This window comes from Hymenobacter baengnokdamensis (assembly GCF_008728635.1).
Lineage (GTDB): Bacteria > Bacteroidota > Bacteroidia > Cytophagales > Hymenobacteraceae > Hymenobacter > Hymenobacter baengnokdamensis.
This window is the reverse complement of sequence record NZ_CP044285.1, coordinates 723,991-742,188: the sequence shown is the minus strand read 5'-3', so window position 1 is coordinate 742,188 and position 18,198 is coordinate 723,991. Positions and strand designations below refer to the sequence as shown.

General features: G+C 59.9%; 15 protein-coding genes. 7 read left to right on the top strand and 8 right to left on the bottom strand.

What is annotated here, in order from left to right; translation table 11 throughout:
- Positions 1–43 precede the first annotated feature (43 nt).
- The gene (locus tag F6X24_RS03100) at positions 44–1,699 is read left to right on the top strand and encodes an FAD-dependent oxidoreductase (RefSeq protein ID WP_151086512.1); all 1,656 of its coding nucleotides are present in this window, start codon (positions 44–46) and stop codon (positions 1,697–1,699) included.
- A gap of 47 nt (positions 1,700–1,746) precedes the next feature.
- Here the strand turns inward: F6X24_RS03100 and F6X24_RS03095 are convergent, their stop codons facing one another.
- The 3 genes from F6X24_RS03095 to F6X24_RS03085 form a co-directional block, all read right to left on the bottom strand.
- The gene (locus F6X24_RS03095; protein WP_151086510.1) at positions 1,747–3,111 is read right to left on the bottom strand and encodes a lysophospholipid acyltransferase family protein; all 1,365 of its coding nucleotides are present in this window, start codon (positions 3,109–3,111) and stop codon (positions 1,747–1,749) included.
- A 73-nt stretch (positions 3,112–3,184) separates the two neighbouring features.
- Positions 3,185–3,943, bottom strand: coding sequence for a hypothetical protein (locus F6X24_RS03090; RefSeq protein ID WP_151086508.1), 759 nt, complete (start codon positions 3,941–3,943; stop codon positions 3,185–3,187).
- Positions 3,944–4,108: 165 nt separating this feature from the next.
- On the bottom strand, positions 4,109–4,447 hold the full coding sequence (locus F6X24_RS03085) for a DUF4157 domain-containing protein (protein ID WP_151086506.1): 339 nt from the start codon (positions 4,445–4,447) through the stop codon (positions 4,109–4,111).
- Between the two features lie 385 nt (positions 4,448–4,832).
- Between F6X24_RS03085 and F6X24_RS03080 the strand changes: the two genes are divergently transcribed.
- Both F6X24_RS03080 and F6X24_RS03075 read left to right on the top strand, forming a co-directional pair.
- Positions 4,833–5,474: a C40 family peptidase gene (locus F6X24_RS03080; RefSeq protein WP_229725305.1), complete on the top strand. Its 642-nt coding sequence runs from the start codon at positions 4,833–4,835 to the stop codon at positions 5,472–5,474.
- A 154-nt stretch (positions 5,475–5,628) separates the two neighbouring features.
- Entirely contained in the window at positions 5,629–6,399 is a 771-nt protein-coding gene (locus F6X24_RS03075; protein WP_151086503.1) for a YkvA family protein, read from the top strand.
- Positions 6,400–6,479: 80 nt separating this feature from the next.
- Here the strand turns inward: F6X24_RS03075 and F6X24_RS03070 are convergent, their stop codons facing one another.
- The 5 genes from F6X24_RS03070 to F6X24_RS03050 form a co-directional block, all read right to left on the bottom strand.
- Entirely contained in the window at positions 6,480–6,740 is a 261-nt protein-coding gene (locus F6X24_RS03070; protein WP_151086501.1) for an acyl carrier protein, read from the bottom strand.
- A gap of 110 nt (positions 6,741–6,850) precedes the next feature.
- On the bottom strand, positions 6,851–10,291 hold the full coding sequence (locus F6X24_RS03065) for an efflux RND transporter permease subunit (protein WP_151086499.1): 3,441 nt from the start codon (positions 10,289–10,291) through the stop codon (positions 6,851–6,853).
- A gap of 30 nt (positions 10,292–10,321) precedes the next feature.
- The gene (locus F6X24_RS03060) at positions 10,322–11,449 is read right to left on the bottom strand and encodes an efflux RND transporter periplasmic adaptor subunit (protein WP_151086497.1); all 1,128 of its coding nucleotides are present in this window, start codon (positions 11,447–11,449) and stop codon (positions 10,322–10,324) included.
- A gap of 47 nt (positions 11,450–11,496) precedes the next feature.
- Positions 11,497–13,158, bottom strand: coding sequence for a TolC family protein (locus F6X24_RS03055; RefSeq protein ID WP_151086495.1), 1,662 nt, complete (start codon positions 13,156–13,158; stop codon positions 11,497–11,499).
- 48 nt (positions 13,159–13,206) lie between these two features.
- On the bottom strand, positions 13,207–13,824 hold the full coding sequence (locus F6X24_RS03050; protein WP_229725303.1) for a TetR/AcrR family transcriptional regulator: 618 nt from the start codon (positions 13,822–13,824) through the stop codon (positions 13,207–13,209).
- A gap of 326 nt (positions 13,825–14,150) precedes the next feature.
- On the opposite strand from F6X24_RS03050, the gene ispF reads away from it, so the two are divergent.
- The 4 genes from ispF to F6X24_RS03030 are packed head-to-tail and all read left to right on the top strand — an operon-like array spanning position 14,151 to position 18,178.
- Positions 14,151–14,630 (top strand): 2-C-methyl-D-erythritol 2,4-cyclodiphosphate synthase, encoded by a 480-nt coding sequence (gene ispF, locus F6X24_RS03045; protein WP_151086493.1) that lies wholly within the window; start codon positions 14,151–14,153, stop codon positions 14,628–14,630.
- Between the two features lie 15 nt (positions 14,631–14,645).
- Positions 14,646–16,319 carry a M28 family peptidase gene (locus tag F6X24_RS03040; RefSeq protein WP_151086492.1) on the top strand — a complete coding sequence of 558 codons (1,674 nt, stop codon included), beginning with the start codon at positions 14,646–14,648 and terminating at the stop codon, positions 16,317–16,319.
- 58 nt (positions 16,320–16,377) lie between these two features.
- Positions 16,378–16,755, top strand: a complete 378-nt coding sequence (locus F6X24_RS03035) for a GxxExxY protein (protein WP_151086490.1) — start codon at positions 16,378–16,380, stop codon at positions 16,753–16,755.
- A 52-nt stretch (positions 16,756–16,807) separates the two neighbouring features.
- Positions 16,808–18,178, top strand: a complete 1,371-nt coding sequence (locus F6X24_RS03030) for a LutB/LldF family L-lactate oxidation iron-sulfur protein (RefSeq protein WP_151086488.1) — start codon at positions 16,808–16,810, stop codon at positions 18,176–18,178.
- Positions 18,179–18,198: the final 20 nt, after the last annotated feature.

Sequence of the window (18,198 nt, the reverse complement as noted above, 5' to 3'; positions counted from 1 at the left end):
GCCTGTACCCTACGGCAAGCACTAGCTCACCCCGAACCCGTTTATGAAAAAGCCGATTATTCTGACTGTTGACGACGACGCGCAGGTGCTGGCAGCCATCACCCGCGATTTGCGCCAGGAGTTTCGCAAAGACTACCGTATTCTGAGCGTCAGCTCGGGTCCCGAAGCCCTGACGACTCTTACCGAGCTACGCGCCCGCGCCGAGCCGCTGGCCTTGGTGCTGGCCGACCAGCGCATGCCCGAGGTGGAGGGCGTGGAGGTGCTGACCCGCGCCCGCGAGCTGTTTCCGGAAGCTAAGCGGGTGTTGCTCACAGCCTATGCCGATACAACAGCGGCCATTAAAGCTATCAACTCGGCGCAGCTCGACTATTATCTGCTCAAGCCCTGGGACCCGCCCGAGCAGCTGCTCTACCCTACGCTGCACGATTTGCTGGCCAGCTGGCAGGCCTCGTACCAGCCGGCCTTCGCGGGCCTGCGGCTGATTGGCTTTCAGTGGTCGCCGCTCTCGCACGAGCTGAAAGATTTCCTGAGCGGCTACATGGTGGGCTACCAGTGGCTTGACTTTGAGCAAAGTGCCGAGGCCAAGGTATTGCTCAAAGCCAATGGGTTTGAAGCGGAAGACCTGCCGGTTGTTATCTGCCCTGATGGCAAGGCCGTCGCCAAGCCCAACAAGCTCGACCTGGCCCGGCATCTGGGCCTGCTCGTCGATGCCAAGCAGGAGCTGTACGATGTGGTGGTTATCGGGGCGGGGCCGGCCGGGCTGGCCGCCGCCGTATACGGGGCCTCGGAGGGGTTAAAAACGCTCATCATCGAGCGCCAGACGCCGGGCGGGCAGGCCGGCTCGTCGTCGCGCATCGAAAACTACCTGGGTTTTCCTACCGGCGTGAGCGGGGCCGAGCTGGCTCACCGTGCCTGGACCCAGGCCACCCGCCTCGGGGCCGAGTTTATGGCGCCGCAGGAAGTGAAAAGCCTCTGCGTGCAGGATGGCTACAAAGTGCTGACCATGAGCGACGATACGGAGGTAAAAGCCCGCGCTGTAGTACTCACCACGGGCGTCAGCTACCGCATTCTTAATGTGCCGGGGCTCGACCGCCTCAGCGGAGCCGGCGTGTACTACGGGGCCGCCCGCACCGAGGCCCGCAGCTGTAGCGCCCAGCCAGTGTACATCATTGGCGGGGGCAACTCGGCGGGGCAGGCAGCTATGTACCTCTCTACCTATGCCTCGCGGGTATTTATTGTTATTCGGGGCGAAAGCCTGGCCGCCAGCATGTCGGCCTATCTTATTGAGCAGATTAGTCAGACGCCCAACATCGAGATTCTGCCGCGTACCCAGGTGCGCGAAGCCTGCGGCGAGCAGGCCCTCGACGCCGTAGTTATTGAGCAGGAAGGCCACCAGCCCGAAAAGCGTCCCGCCCGGGCACTCTTCGTATTCATCGGGGCCAAGCCCAGCACCGAATGGATATGCCAGCTGGCCCTGTGCGACCCGAAAGGCTACCTGCTCACCGGCCGCGACCTGGTAGCCGACCCGCGCTACAAAACGGCCTGGAAAAAAGACCGCGAGCCTTATTTACTGGAAACCTGCGTGCCGGGCTTGTTCGCGGCCGGCGATGGCCGCGCCGGGGCCATGGCCCGCGTAGCTTCGGCCGTAGGCGAAGGCAGTATGGCCATCAAATTTGTGCACCAGTACCTGGATGAATAATATATAATTAATTATATATTATTCATCCAGGTACTGGTGCCAGGTAGCTACCTCGTGACCGGGCGTTGTGCGTAAGCTTCGCGGGCTTCGTCGAGCAGGCGTAGTACCGTCGTGCGCTGCGCTTGCAGCAGGCTGCGGGTAGCGCCCGGCAGGCGGCGCACGCGCAGGCGGCGAAGCCGGGCGCTCAGGGTTTGCCAATAGCCCAGCGCGTAAAAGCCCGCGATGGGTAAGCTGCTCACAAATAGCAGGGTAAGACGCCAGTCGTGCGTAAGCCAGTGCTGCACGGCGGCCGCTTCCAGCGCATAAGCCAGCGGAAAGGTGAGCATACCCACGCCCAGCATAATACCCGCGATAAACTCCGTTTCGCGGGTGGCGCGGTGGGCTATTTCAGCCGGCAGCTTATAGGGCAGATAATTGGTAAGCAGCCCATAGAGCCACACCGGAAAGCCAGCTATCAGGTACAGGTAGTCGGCCAGCCCGGTGCCGGGGCGCTGGCTTTGGTCGAAGTCATCATCGTCGAGGCGCTGGTGCTGCAAGTTGGCCAGGTACTCGCTGAGGGCGGTGCGCAGGGCCGCCAGGCGGCCCGCGTCGTGCTGCTCAAACCAGGCCAGCGCATCGAGCAGGGTGCGGCTGAGCTGAAAATTATCGTAGAGCGTGGTGGGGTCGTCGTCGGGGTTGAGGTGGTCGCCGAAGGTGCGCTCCACCTGCTGGGCCAGCTGCTCGTCCTCGGCCGCGCGGCTGATAACGAGCCGGCGCGTAAGCCGGCGGCGAATCTCCTCGGTCATCTCATCGGCCGCCGCGTCGGGGTCTTGCCGGTAGCGGGCCGCGTAGTCGCTCACCTCAATCGGCGGGGCCACGTTCAAGAATACATCGGAGCGAAAGCGGCTGGGGTCGAAGTAGTTGGTGCCCACGCACACAATTTTCAGGCCCAGTCGGAAATCGTGCCGGGCCTCCGTGCCCAGCGCGATGCGGGCCGCGCCGGTTTTGAGGGGCCGCAGCCGGCGCTCGCTCACGCTGGTGCCTTCCGGAAAAATCATGACCGTGCCGCCGCGCTCTAGGTAGTCGTAGCAGCGCCCAAAGCTGGCCTCGTTGCTGGCCGCCAGCTGCGCGGCGCTCAGGGCCTCGGCGCCGGTTTCGGCATCCTGCCGCCGGAAGATGGGAATGCAGTTGCCCGAGCGCATAATAGCCCCGAGGAAGGGGTTTTTGAAGAAGGTGCTCTTGGCCAGAAACGCGATGGGCTGGCGGCGGTGCACGGCCGTCACGAGCGGGTCCATCAGGGTATTGGGGTGGTTGCTACACAGCATGAGCGGGCCGGGTTGGCGCAGGCGCTCCCGGTGGCGCACCTCAAGCCGGCGAAAAAACACGCGCAACCCCACGCGCACCAGGGGTTTCATGAGGGTATAAAAGAGCATAGGCGGCAAGTTTACGCAAAAAGGGCCGGCTGCAAGCGCAGCCGGCCCTTTGCCGATGGTTTTGCCCAGGCGCTTAATAGGCGCTGTTCAGCTGGTCGAGGTTATTAGGGTTCTGGCTGCCCGAGGTCTTAGCATCGTAGCGGCTGCCCGAAGCCGGCCCCTGGTCGCGGCGCTGGCCGCTGCCATACGATTTGCTGCCTACGTTGTTGCTGTAGTCTGATGAAGCCGTGCGGCTGCCGTAGTCGGCTCCGTGCTGGTGCGAGGAGGCGTAGCCGCTACCCGAGCTCACGCGGGGGTTGCCGGCCCCGTAGCGGCTGCTGCCCCAGGGACGCTGCTGCGCGCCACGCGGGCTATAGTCATCGCCGGCATCAGCCCGCGAGTTTTTGTCAAACGGCGAGCGGCGCGACTTGTGGCGGTATTCGGTTTCCTCCTCGTGCGAACTTTTGTTGCGGGTGGCCAGCAGGGCGATACCCGCTGCCAGTAGGCCCACGCCTACTGCCTTCTGCGTATTAGATAAGTTGCTAATGCGGGTCCAGGCCTGGGCACCCAGGTCTTTAGCAGCCTGCGGCAGCTGTTGCGCCTGGTCGGTCAGCCCCGAATCGGCGAGCCATTGCTTGCCGCTGGTCAATGCGCTGTTCAAAGCACCCTGAATGCCATCGGCCGCCGGCTGGTTAGTAGTATAATCGGTTGGATACTGGCCCTGGCCGGTAGCATGAGCCGCCGTAGTAGAAAACTGGCTGTCAGCGTGTGAAGACGTACCGAAAGCCTGATTAGCGTTGGAATGCGAAGGGGTGGCTGAGCCGGTGTACGGCTGGTTGGACGTAGGTTCCATGAGCGAAGAAGAGTAATGGGAAAAGGATATGGTTGGCCGCCGCCGGAGCAGTGGCACTGCTGTATTCGTAATTCAGGCGCCGTGGGTTGCAAGTAGTGGCCCCTTACTGAGAAGCATTGACGCGGGCGGGCGCAACCTGGCTGGCACCCAGCGAAGCGCTTTTCATCAGGGCCGATGTGGTTGCGCTGTCGGGCTGGTAGCTCCTTCAACGAAGCGTCGGGCACCCTCCCGCGCTTCTACCTCAAACTTATTCTGGTAGTAGCCTACTCGCGCCGACTCTACGAGATAGAGCCACAGAAAGCGGACGGTGCCCAGCTCGCGCACCTGGCGCAGGTGTACTTCCTCGTGCGCTACCCACTCAGGGTCGGCCAGAAACTCTTCGCGGGTGGCCCCGCTCAGGTGCACGGTCTGGCCCAGCACCATGGCCACGCGGGGAGCACGCCCCAGTACCAGCCGGGCAATACGGGCCAGGGGAGAATTGACAAAAGTGTTGAGCTTACTCATTGTATAAAATTCGGGCGTGGCTACGAAACCAAATCAAGGAAGGTTGCAAGTGGAATTGCTAAATATTAGTTCTTTTACGGTACTTTTTAAAGAAAAACATACTTTTTTTAAGAAATTAGTAGGTGGGTTAGGTTTTTATTGCTTAGCTTTGGCTACTGGCTACCCGCTAAAAAAGCTTTTAAAAGGTAGCTATTACGCTTTCACTCAACCTTAATTCCAGCCGCTTAGCGGCACTGCCTAGCGCAACAGTTTACGCTTTTCTGCCTTCCCGGTCAGCCAGCTTGAGGGCGCTGGCCGGTGCCCACCCCAACGACGGACAATGAAGAATACCCTGCTATCTTGCCTCGCCGCTGCTTCCCTGGCGCTTTCCTTTTGCTTTGAAAAAATGCCCGATGCCCCGGCTTCGGCTGGCGCTTCAGCTCCGGCAGTCGCCGAGGCCTCTTTGCTTTCGGGCCTGCTCGGCTCCGATGGCTCGGCCACCAAGCCGGCTACCGACGAATCGGGCGCCGTTAGGGCCTCGCGCGACTCGCTGGCCTACGGCTACTACAACCAGACGCTGGGCGTACACCTGGCTCACACCGAAAATAAAACGCTGCTGCAAACCGTAACCGACTGGCTCGGCACGCCTTACAGCTACGGCTCCAACTCGCGCCGGGGTACCGACTGCTCGGGCTTCGTGACGCAAGTATTCAAAAAAGTATATGGTATCACCCTGCAGCGCAGCTCGCGCTCCATGTTCTCGACGGTGAAGCGGGTGGCCAAAACTGATATGAAAGCCGGTGACCTCGTGTTTTTCCGTCACGGCCACGGGGCTATCTACCACGTAGGTATCTACCTGAAAGACGGGCGCTTTGCCCACTCGGCCTGCAATGGTGGCGTGATGGTAAGCTCGCTCAATCAGCCCTACTACCACCACAACTTCTACGCGGCCGGCCGCGTGGCTGGCACGGAGGCTGCCCCGGCGCCCACCACCCCGGCCGACGTGATAGAAATGCTGGCTGCCGCCGAGCACGCCCGCCCCGAGTAAGCACCCAGCGGCTACCCTGTTGATAACGACTCCTGGCATTTGCGCCGGGAGTCGTTTTTTTGGGCCCGTATAACTTGGCAGCCGCTAATGCAGTAAACAGCCAGTTGCTAACCTTCGGCGGCGGTGCCGCTTCGCTTTCCCTCCTTTTTTCAGCATGGCTACTTCTAACACGCCTCCGCCCTCCGGCAGTGATATCGCTGCCTCCGTCATCTTTAAGAAATTTCTGGCTGCCGCCGAAGGCTACATCAAGCAGCCTACGCGCCTGAAGAAGCTGCTGCTCGACGCCTTTAACAAAGCCCGCGAGAAAAAGGAAATTGGTACGCTGGCCCACGAGGCCTGGGAAACCATCCAGAGCTTGTTTCGCCTCATCAAGCTGAGTGCCGCCGGTGAGTACACGGGTGTGCCTACTACTACGGTAGTGGCTGCCGTGGCGGTGCTCATCTATTTTCTATCGCCGATTGACCTGATTCCGGATTTTATTCCGGTGGTGGGCCTGCTCGATGATATGGCGCTGATAGCCTGGTTTTCCACTTCCATTAAGCACGAGCTGGATAAGTTTCACGAATGGGAGGCTGCCAAGGCGGCTACTGTAGTGGCCGACGACGAACTGTTTAAAAGCCGTAGGGCCGGCTCGGCTTACCGGACAGCCACCGAGCCCTGGGAAACCCGCAGCGCCGCCTCAACCAATCAATCGGCCAAAAACGCCGGTACCCTGGCCCTGCCCGATGGGCCGGCTGGTACCGGGCAGTCGGCTACCGATGCCGGGCTGGGCTCGCCTTCCAGCTCCACTACCCGCCCGGTGCACGATGCCGGGGCCGATGTGGGCAGCGACAATCGCCCTGGTATTGATGCCATAGCCAACACAACCGATAGCAGCCGCGACGGCAACGATGGCCGCATCGAAACGGGTGGCAACGTGCGCTAAAGCAAAAAACACGAACCAAGAAGCCCCCTGACCTCGCACGGAAGTCAGGGGGCTTCTTGGTTCGTAGCGGCTGCCTGCCGCTACGCGGCGTGGGCCGTTACATAGCGCACAAAGTCGCCAACGGTATAAAAAGGCACTTCGTCGGGCACTAGAATATGGAAGTTGCGCTCCAGCTCCACGATAATATCTACTACATCGACGGTATCAAAGCTCAGGTCGCGACTCAGGCTGGCGGTGCGGCGCAGGCGTACAGCCTTGATAGCCTTGCGCTTACTGATAATACGCAGCACTTGCTGCTCAATGCTTTTAGAGGGAACGGTAGCTGAAATCGCGGTAAACATAACTTTTTACAAAAACAAGGTGAGATAGGCAGGAAGTAACGCAGCCGCTCGTCGGTTGCGGCTGGCCACTCGATGAGTAGCCGGAAGAAACCGACGAGCTCCCGCAAACTTTAGGCCAGTACCGGGGGCGTAGCCGCTTCTACTTCCTCGGGGCTCAGCACGGCAGCGGGCGGCTGGTTGTTCACGTCGCGGCCGGTGATTTTGGCCCGTAGCTTCTCGTTAAGAAGATACATGACCGGGACTACCAACAGCGTGATAAGGGTTGCAAACGTTAACCCGAAAATTATTGTCCAGGCCAGCGGGCCCCAGAACACGACTGATTCACCGCCCAGGAAGAAGTGCGGGTTGCCCGAGTTGAATAATTCATAAAAGTCTATATTCAACCCCACGGCCAGCGGAATAAGACCCAGCGTAGCCGCCGTAGCCGTCAGGATAACCGGGTTGAGGCGGGTGCGGCCGGCCGTGACGAGCGCATCGTGCAGGCTCATGCCCTGAGCGCGGAGCATGTCGGTAAACTCGACGAGCAGGATACCGTTTTTCACCACGATACCAGCCAGCGCGATAACGCCGACACCCGTCATCACAATGGAGATATTCATGCCCGAGATAGCCAGGCCTAGCATCACACCGATAATCGAGAAGATGATTTCGGTGAGAATAATAAGCGGCTTGCTCACGGAGTTGAACTGCGTAACCAGCACCAGAAAGATGAGTGCAATGGCCCCGATGGCCGCTACGCCCAGGAAGTCGCTGGTTTCCTTCTGGTCTTCCTGCGCCCCACCCATGCGCACGGTGTAGCCGGGCGGCACAGGGAAGCTTTTGAGGGCGCGCTGCACATTGGCTACCACATCGGGTCCGGTGAAGCCGTTGAGCACGTTGGAGCTGATGGTGATAAGGCGGTGGGTGTCTTTGCGCTTAATGCCGCCGTAGGTGGTGCCGTAGTGCACATCGGCGATGGCCGAGATAGGCACTTGGCGCACCGCGCCGGTAGCATCACGAAACGTGAGCGGGGCATTCACAATGGCATTCACGTTGTCGCGGTACGGCTTGGCGTAGCGCACCTGAATGGGATACTCATCGTCCGGCGTCTTGAATTTGCTGGCCTCGAAGCCGTAGATGGCGGTGCGCACCTCCGAGCCAATCTGGCCGGTGCTGATACCCTCACGGTTGGCACGGGTACGGTTAATGGTAACGCCGATTTCGGGGTTGCGGTCTTCGAGGTCGGAGCGCAGGTCTTCGATGCCCCCGATTTTGAGCGAGTCCACATAGCGCTCCACTTTCTTCGAGAGCGCGGCCAGCTTGGGATAGTCGTCGCCGGCTACCTCAATAGCCACCGGCTTGCCCTGGGGCGGCCCGCTGGCCTCCTGGTCAACCGAAACTTCGGCACCCGGAATGCCTTTCACGGCTTCGCGAATATCATCCATGTAGATGTGGGTGGCTTTGCCCTTGCGCTCGCTCAACTCCTTAAACGCGATGCCTACTTTGCCCAGGTGCGACTGCGAGGTGCCGGCTGCCGTCGCCTCGCTGGGGTCGCCCGCGCCGATGGCCACGTTGGTAATCACCGATTCCACGTCGGGGTTGTGGCGGCCAATCACCTTATACATCCGGTTTTCGATGATATGGGTAATCGAGTCCGTCACTTCTACGCGGGTGCCCACGGGCATCCGCAAGTAGGTATAGATAAACTTGGGGTCGCCTTTGGGGAAAAAGTCTACCTTGGGCTTGCGCGCACCCACGGCCATAATGCTGAGTACGCCCAGCACTACCAGGCCGCCCACGATGGCAACCTGCCGCCACACCTTGCCGCCCACGGCCAGCTCTACCAGGCGGGCATAGCCGTTCTGGAAGCGCGGCAGCACGCTGCGCTGGAAGCCGGCTATCAGGTACACAAACACATACTTATCGAGGAAGCAAAGCACGATAATGCTCATCATCAGGTTGCCCAGAAACTTCGAGCCCGACAGGTAGCCGCCGATGGCCACCAGCAGCAAGCCGCCCATTCCCAGCAGAAACCCGCGCGTAAGCTGCGGCTTCTGCACCCGGTCGAGGTGCTCTTCGCGCTCCATGAAGCTCACGGCAAACACCGGGTTCATGATGAAGGCTACTACCAGCGACGCGCCCAGGGTAAGAATGAGCGTAACCGGCAGAAAGAACATGAACGAGCCCACAATACCGGGCCAGAACATCAGCGGCACAAACGGGGCCACGGTGGTGAGCGTGCCGGCCAGTACTGGCACAAATACTTCTCCGGCTGCATACTTGGCGGCCTGCGGGGTGCTCAGGTTGGGGTGCTCGTGCAGCAGGCGGTGGGTGTTTTCGATTACCACAATGGCGTCGTCGACCACGATGCCCAGCGCCAGCAAAAAGGCGAAGAGCACAATCATGTTCAGCGAGAAGCCAAACATGGGCAGCATAATAAAGGCCAGGAACATCGACAGCGGCACCGACAAGCCCACAAACAAGGCGTTGGTAGTGCCCATGAAAAACATCAGAATCAGGGTTACCAGCAAAAAGCCGATAATGATGGTGTTAATCAGGTCATTAAGCGTGTTGCGCGTGTCGTTCGACGTATCACCGGTAATCGTGATTTTCAGGCCTTTCGGCATGCTGGCTTCCGATTCTTTCACCAGCTGGTGAATCTTGTCGGAGGCGTCGAGCAGGTTTGCGCCCTGGCGCTTCACCACGTTCAGGGCAATGGCAGGCTGGCCGTCGAGGCGGGCAAAGCTCTCGCGGTCTTTAAAGCCATCGGTCACGGTGGCAATGTCGCCAAGCCGCACCGGTGAGCCGCGCAGGTTCTTAATCTGAATATCAGCGATATCGGCGGCCTTCACATACTGGCCGGCCACGCGCACGGCGCGCTTCTGCGAGCCCACGTCGATAGAGCCCCCCGAAACGGTAATGTTCTCGCGGGCAATGGCATTCTCAATATCGGTAAAGCTGAGCTGCGACGCTTGCAGCTTATAGAGGTCCACATCTACGTTTACCTGCTGCTCCAGCGCGCCTACTATATCGACGCGGGTAATTTCGGGCAGCGCCTCAATCTTATCCTGAAAGTCGTCGGCGAGCTTTTTGAGCTGGGCAGCGGGCAGGTTGCCGCTCAGGTTGACGTACATAATCGGCTGCTCCGAGATGTTGACTTCCTTCACCAGCGGGGCGCTGGGCAGGTCGTTGGGCAGCTCGGTGCTGGCCTTGTCCACGGCATCCTTGATGAGCTGCTTGGCCGCCTGCACATCAACGCCGGAGTTAAACTCCACATCGACAATGCAATAGTCCTGGTTGGAGGTGGAGTTGATTTTCTTCACCCCGTTCACGCTCTTGATTTCTTTCTCAAGCTGGCGCGTCACCAGGTTCTCAATGTCGGTGGGCGACGTACCGGGGTACACCGTGGCCACGATAATGCGCGGGATAACGATATCCGGAAACTTCTCCTTGCCCAGCTTGATGTAGGCAAAGATACCCGCTATCGAAATCAATAGCGTGATAATATATATACTGGTCTTGTTGTTTATCGACCAGCTTGTGGGCCCAAACTCTTTTTCAATGTCTTGCATACTAGCTAGTTGTTACTTGAAAGAGTAGATTTAGCTGATTTTCACCGTCTGGCCGTCGTTCAGGTTCTGATAACCCGCCGAAATCACCTCATCGCCCGTGTGCAGGCCGCTGAGTATCTCCTGCTTGCCGTTGTAAGTCTGGCCGGTTTTGATGACGCGCTTCTGCGCTACGGCTTTGCCTTTTTCGCGCGCCACCACGAGCACGTAGGCGTTCTCTTCGTCGTGCTGCACCAGGTCAACGGGCAGCACGGTGGCATTGGCATGGCCATAGTTCTGAATGCGCACGGTAGCCACCATGTTGGGCCGCAGGCGGTTAGCCTTATCGGCCGGCAGGCGCAGCTCCACGGTGAAGGTGCGGCTGGTGGCCGAAATAGTGCGGCTTACGGTGCGCACGGTGCTCGGAATTTCTTCGTTGCCGAGGTCGGGCATGGCCACGAGCGCCTTGTCGCCCGCCTTAATGCTGCCGGCGTAAGCTTCCGACACGTCGGCGAGCACTTTGCCGCCCTGCCCGCTGTTGAGCTGCACCACCGGCGAGCCGGGCGCTACCGTTTCGCCGAGCTTGGGCAATACGTTATCAACCACGCCGCTGTACGGAGCCACCACGTTGTACATAGCCCGCTGCTGGTTGAGGGTGGAGAGGTTGCGCTGCAGGCCCTCATAGGTATTCTTGGCTTGCAGGTATTGGATTTCAGTGCCAATCTGCTGCTTCCAGAGGCCGGCCTGCTTTTCGTACACAATGCGCGCCAAATCCAGGCGGGTGCGCAGCTCGGCAATGCTGGCGTCGAGCACCGAGGCATCGACGGTCGCCAGCACCTGGCCCTTATGCACCTGGTCGCCGCGCTGCACCCGCACGCTGGTAAGCGTGCCGGCCGCCCGCGAGCTGACGGTCGAGTTCTGGTCAAAATCGACGCGGCCCTGCACTTCGAGGTAGCCGGCAAAGTTTTCGGGAGCCACTTTCAGCACCGATACCGGCACGGCAGTGCTGGCCGAGTCGGTCTTGCCCGCCCCGGTTTTGGCTTCGAGGTCGGCTATTTTGGCCTGGGTAGCGGCCTGGTCGGCCTTGAGCTTGGCTAGCTCGGCCTTGGGGTCTTTGGTACCGCCACAAGCGGTAAGAGCAACGGCAACGGTGGCAGAAAGAAGAAAGGAAGTGGGGCGCATAAGGTAGGAGCTGACGGCCATGCCGAGCATGACGTTCTTTTAAGGGGTTACTTGGCCTGCGTGTAGAGTTCGCCGGTGGCTTTGTCGCGGTCAACCTTCGCTACCAGCACATCATAAATAGCCGAGTAGTAATTGGTTTGGGCTTCGCGCAGCGAGGTTTCGGCCGTAATAACTTCGAGGTTGGAGCCCACGCCGGCATTGAACTTGATGCGCGTGACGCGCGCCACATCGGCGGCCAGGTCGAGGTTGGCCTTTTGGTTATCCAGCACGTCGAGGGCGTTGACGAGAGTAGCGCGGCTCTGCGCATCCTGCAAATCGATGCTCTGGCGCAGGGTTTCAAACCCTTTCTCAATGGTTTGCTGCGCGATGCGCGCCTGCTGCACCTGGTAGCGGCGCCGAAAGCCATCAAACACCGGAATGTTCAGGGCCAGCCCCACGTTGCCGAAGCCAAACCAGTTCTGGTTGAGCTGACCGGCGCTGTTGGTCGAGGTAGGCCCCCGGAAGGCAAACAAGTCGCTCGCCGTCTTGGCTGAGCCCGAAAAGCCGTAAGCGGCCGTAAGGGCGAGGCGCGGATAAGCACCGGCCTGCCGGTTGCGCAGGTCGAGCCCGGCTAGGGCCTGCTGCGTTTGCAGGGTCGAGAACTCAATGCGGTTGTTGTAGTTGAAAACTGCGTTTGCCTGGCTGGGCTGGCCGTTGTTGATGCCCGGCGTGGGCGGTCCCGTAGTGCCCTGGCCCGCGCTGGTCGGGGCCGCCGGCAGACTACTCAGGCCAGTGGCCCCGCCACCGGTGCCGAAGCTGGCGGCCCCCAGGTTGCGACGCAGCGTTCCGGCATCAACGACCGCCGCGCCGAGCGAGTCGGTCAGCTGCACGGGCTGGCTTTGGGGCAGGCCCATCTGAAATTTGAGGAGCGCCACGCTCAGCTCCGTGAGGCGCTGCGCTTTTTGCTGCTCTACCACCAGGTTGTTGCGCTGCACGCGCAGGCGGTCTACGTCGAGCTTTTCGGCAAAGCCCGCCTTAAACGTCTGGTTGGTTTGGTAAAGCACCGTGTCGAGGCGCTGCACGTTGCGGGCCAGCAGGGCCAGGCGCGAGCGCGCTACCAGGGTACTGTAGTAGGCTTTGCTAACCTGCTCTACTACGTCAATCTCGGCCTGCTGGGTCTGTTTTTTGGCCAGGTCGGTGTAGACCTTAGCTGCCTTGAGGCCAATGAGATAGGAGCCGTCAAAAATCTGCTGTGAGAACGAGGCCGATGTGTTGCCTGCGTATTGCAGGCCAAAGGCAAACGGCTGGGGCGGTACCGATACCGGGTCGCCGTAAGTCGGTGCCAGGGTTATCGGATTGCCGCCCTGCGCCTTGTTGATATCGGCTTGCGTCAGGGTTGTGCCTTTCAGCACCGGGCCGGCCAGCGCGCCAAAGTCAACCAGCGACTTTTGCAGCTTGAAGTTGTCGGCTACGTTGGCCCCCACGTTCAGCTGCGGCAGGCCCTGGGCTTTTATTTCGCCCACGCGGGCGGCCGCGGTCTGCTCGGCCAAGCGCGTGGCCTGCAGGCTCGATTTGTTTTGCACGGCAAAGTGCACTGCCTGCGAGAGGCTCAGGGCCATTAGGCCGGAAGAGGGCTGGCTCGGAAGCGCGGCCGGCGCCTGGGCCAGGGCTGCCGGCCCAAAGGCCAGCGCCGAGGTGGCCAGCAACGCGCCTAATAAGGATTTATTCATAACAGGTGAAAGACGAACAGTCTGGTAAAGAGCAGGTAAAGAGCCGGGCTATTCTTCCTCGGTGATGCGGCGATACTCGTTAATAAGCTTGTGTCCCTTGAGCGTAGCCACCCCCAGGAGAAAATGCTCGTCGAATACCCGGTTCACGCGGTCGGGCCCAAACTGAGCGGGCGGGTACAGCACCGGGTCGAAGGCCAGCTCAATCTGGGCCAGGTTGAGGCGGGCCAGCACCTCCACGTCGAGGTCGGGGCGGTAGAGGCCTTCGGCCATGCCCCGGCGCAGGTTCTGGGTTATCTGGTTGAGAATGAAAGTGTTTTTGTGGGCTACAAATAGTACCCACGCATCGGGATGATACTTGCGCAGGTCGTAGAAAATGCTGGGGTGAATGTTGCTGAACTGCTGGTCGGCCCAGTGCGAGAGGTTCAGCATTTCTTCCACGGCGTTGGCTGCCGGGGCCGCTATGCTGGCGCACTCGCCCTGCACCTTAGCCAGGTGCGTGCTCATCACGGCCAGCACGATTTCGTCTTTGTTGGTGAAGGTCTTATAAAGCGTCTTTTTCGACATCGCCAGTTCGGCCGCGATATCGTCCATGCTTACACTCTTGATGCCGTTGCGCATAAACAGCGCGGCCGCTTGGTGCAGAATCCGGTCCTTGGTTTCTATCATGACGCTGCAAAGATACGACGGAAACTTTTGATGGGCTCAAAGTTTCCGCGTTGTTTTTTGCTCGCGTCAGCCGACCAGATTGGTTGTTTGAGTAGTTATGTAACCTGACGGATTAACTCCGCTTTTACTTTAAGCAGGTCCAGCATTTTCGGTCCTTTGGGGATAAGCCCGGCCAGCAACAGCTAACTTTATTGTCTGCGCAAAGCTAATAATATTAGTTAAAACTACAAGCTCTTTTTCAGTAAAAGTTAAGCGATACCGAGCGGCCTCTCACGGCATCCCCGCAGGTAAATACCTTTGCGCTCCATCCCGCTTACTCAGTGCTTATGAAAATCCGCGTTGGCTTCGGCTACGACGTTCACCAATTGCAGCCGGGCCTGCCGTTCTGGCTGGGCGGCATCCTGGTGCCACACACCCACGGCGCGCACGGCCACTCCGATGCCGACGTGCTCATCCACGTTATCTGCGATGCGCTGCTGGGCGCGGCCAACCTGCGCGACATCGGCTTTCATTTCCCCGATACCGACCCGCAGTATAAGGGCATCGACAGCAAGAAGCTGCTGGCCGAAACGCTACGCCTGCTACGCGGCAAAGGCTACGAGCTGAGTAATATAGACTCTACTATATGTTTGGAGCAGCCAAAGGTGAACCCGCACATCCCGGCCATGCGTCAGGCGCTGGCTCAAGTAATGGCCGTTGAGGAAGACCTGATTTCCATTAAGGCCACCACGACCGAAAAGCTGGGCTTTGTGGGGCGGCAGGAAGGCGTGGCGGCGTACGCTACCGTCTTGATTTATAAAGCGTAATACCAAGTATTTCTCATGAAATCCTTTTCTCTCTGGCTGGCCGCCCTGGCGCTTCCGGCATTGGTGCAGGCGCAGACCAGCCCGGCCAAAACTAAAATCAAGCTTAAAAACGTGCCGGCTGCGGGTATTGCGCCGCACGGCCCGGTGCCGGTGCCAGCGCAAACGGCCGACTACGTTACTACATACGCCGAGCGCTATATTACGCAGGAGCACCTGCGGCGCGACCTCAGCGTGCTGGCTTCGGATGAGTACGAGGGCCGCGAAACCGGCACCAAGGGCCAGAAAATGGCCGCCGCTTACATCAGCAAGCAGTTTGCCGCCGACAGCCTGGTAGCCCCCGTTACGACCAATACCGCCAACCCTTACCTGCAAACCTTCAACCTCGAGCGCAGCGCCTGGCAGCCGGGCGGTACCATCACCGTGGGCGGCAAGGCCTACGAGTGGCTGAAGGATTTTTATGCGTTTGGCCGCTCGCCGTTTCAGCAGGCTACCGCCGTGCAGCCGGTATTTGTGGGCTACGGTATTGAGCAGGGCACGTATTCCGACTACGCGGGCCACGACGTGAAGGGCAAGGACCTGATTATGCTGCTGGGTGAGCCCCGCACCACCGAAGGCAAGTCGGTGCTCAGCCCCGACGGCTCGGCCACCAAGTGGGCCGTTGATTTTCGGGCCAAGGCCGCGCTGGCGGCGCAAAAGGGTGCCCGCAGCGTCTTTTTTGTCGATTTTTCGCCCAAGGCCGATTTTGGCAAGCTGGCCGCTCGCCTCACGCCGCGCATTATGCAGCCCACCATCGCAGCCGCCGACCAGGCAGGCGGGCGGGCGCCGTCGTTCTTCGTGTCGCCGGCCCTGGGCCTGAAGCTGCTGGGTACCAGCGACGCAACCATTCGGAGCTACGAAACGGCCACGGCCGCCGCCAGGCAGCCGGTAGCCACTAAGGTTAAGCCCGCCAAATTCAGCATCAGCGCCCCGCAGGAGCGCAGTGCCGTAAGCACCGAAAACGTGCTGGGCTTTTTGCCGGGCACCGATAAGAAAGAGGAAATTCTGGTGGTGTCGGCGCACTACGACCACCTCGGCATCATTGGCGGGCAGGTGTACAACGGGGCCGACGACGATGGCTCGGGCACGGTGGGAATGCTCAGCATTGCGCAGGCCTTTACCAAGGCCGCCCACGCCGGGCACGGCCCGCGCCGCAGCATCCTGTTTCTGGCCAATACGGGGGAGGAGAAAGGCCTGCTCGGCTCCGAGTATTACACCGACCACCCGGTATTTCCGCTGGCCAGCACCATCACCGACCTCAACATTGATATGATTGGTCGCACCGACGATGCGCACCAGGGCAAGGCTGATTACGTGTACGTTATCGGGTCAGATAAATTGTCGTCGCAGCTGCACGCGGCGCTCATCGCGGCCAATCAGCAGCACGGCAACCTCGACCTCGACTACCGCTTCAACGACCCCAACGACCCGAACCGGTTTTACTACCGCTCCGACCACTACAACTTCGCTAAGAAGGGGATTCCGGTGGCATTTTTCTTTAATGGCGTCCACGCCGACTACCACGAGGCCAGCGACGAGATTGCCAAAATTGAGTTTGATAAGCTGGAGGCACGGGCCCGGCTGGTATTCTATCTGGCCTGGGATTTGGCGAACCGGGAGGCGCGGCCGGTGGTAGACTCGAATAAGCCCTGATTATTTAGCGCGAAGTTTCGCGAAGCTGAGCGCGAAGTCTGGTAAAGCCGCTTCTACTATGCATGAGAATGAAATTGATGGTCATATTCGCACGGCAGCGTTTAAGGTGAGCACGGTGCTGGGGCCGGGTTTGCTGGAAAATGTGTACAAGCTGGCTTTGGCTCATGAACTTCGCAAAGCCGGATTGCTGGTGGTGACCGAAGTAGGGGTGCCAGTCGTTTACGATGGCTTACAGCTGGATATCGGCTACCGGTTGGATATCCTGGTTGAAAAAAAAGTCATTATTGAGTTAAAGTCGGTAGAGGCATTGGCCCCGGTGCATTTTAAACAGCTGCAAAACTACCTGGGACTCACGGGCTGTAAGCTGGGCTTACTCATCAATTTCAACGTGGTTTCGCTCCGTGAGCATATTCACCGCATAGTGAACAAGCTGTAAGAGCCGGCTTTACCAGACTTCGCGTTCAACTTCGCAAAACTTCGCGCTAAATATGAAATTGACCGCCTTCCTCCAAGACGCCGAACGCAAAGCCTTCGACCTCGAGCACCGCCGCAAAATCCGATTCAACATCGGCAAATACGACGCGGCCGTGAGCGCCGGCATGCAGCATTACGCCGACCACGAGCTGGCCCGCGCCCGCGCGTCATATATAAAACATAATATATTAGAAAGGCTTGACGAATACCTGCTGGAGTTTGAGCAAAACTTCACCGCGCGCGGTGGGCGGGTAGTGTGGGCCAACGACGCCCAAGAAGCCCTGGCCGAAATCGGCCGCCTCACGGAAGCCCGCAACGCCCGCACCGTGGTGAAGGCCAAGAGCATGACCACCGAGGAAATCCACGTCAATAAATATTTGCAGAGCCGGGGCGTGGAATCGGTCGAAACTGACCTGGGCGAGTACATCGTGCAGCTAAACGGCGAGCGCCCCTACCACATCGTGACGCCGGCCATGCACCTGAGCAAGGCCGACATCGCCGATATTTTCGTCAAGCACCTTGGCATCGAGCATACCGACGATGCGCAGCAGCTAGTGCTCACGGCGCGCCACCTGCTGCGCGATAAGTACACTTCGGCTGAGGTCGGCATTACGGGCGGTAATTTTCTGATTGCCAGGGAGGGGGCCGTGGCCGTGACTGAGAACGAAGGCAATGCCCGGCTCTCGGCTACTTTTCCGGGGCTGCACATCGCGGTGGTGGGCATCGAAAAGCTGATTCCGCAGCTCACCGACCTTGACTTGTTCTGGCCGCTGCTCAGCACCAGCGGCACCGGCCAGCAGGTAACGGTGTATAACACCGTGTATTTCGGCCCGCGCCAGCCCGGCGAAACCGACGGCCCCGAGGAGATGGTCGTTATTCTGCTCGACAACGGCCGCACCAACCTGCTGGCCCGGCCCGACCGCCGCGAGGCCCTGCGCTGTATTCGCTGCGGGGCCTGCCTCAACGTGTGCCCGGTGTACAAAAATATTGGCGGCCACACCTACGAAACCACGTATTCGGGGCCTATCGGCTCGGTTATCAGTCCGCACTTGTCGGGCCTGAAAGAGCACCAGCACCTGAGCTTTGCCAGCAGCCTGTGCGGGGCGTGCACCAGCGTGTGCCCAGTACGCATTAACCTGCATAACTTATTGCTGCTCAATCGCCAGCAAAGCGTGGCCGAAGGCCATAACGCGCCCGTGGAAAAGCTGGCCATCGGCCTCTGGCGCTGGAGCATGTGCCACCGTTGGGCGCTCGATGTGCTGCCCGGCCGCCTCAAGGACTTTAGTCTTGGCTACCTGCTCGACCAGGCCGGCTGGCGCAAGCGCCGCGAAAGTCTGCACGTAGCCGACAAGTCGTTTCGGCAGCTGTGGCTGGCCAAATCATAGAGACGGCCAGCTTGCTTGCG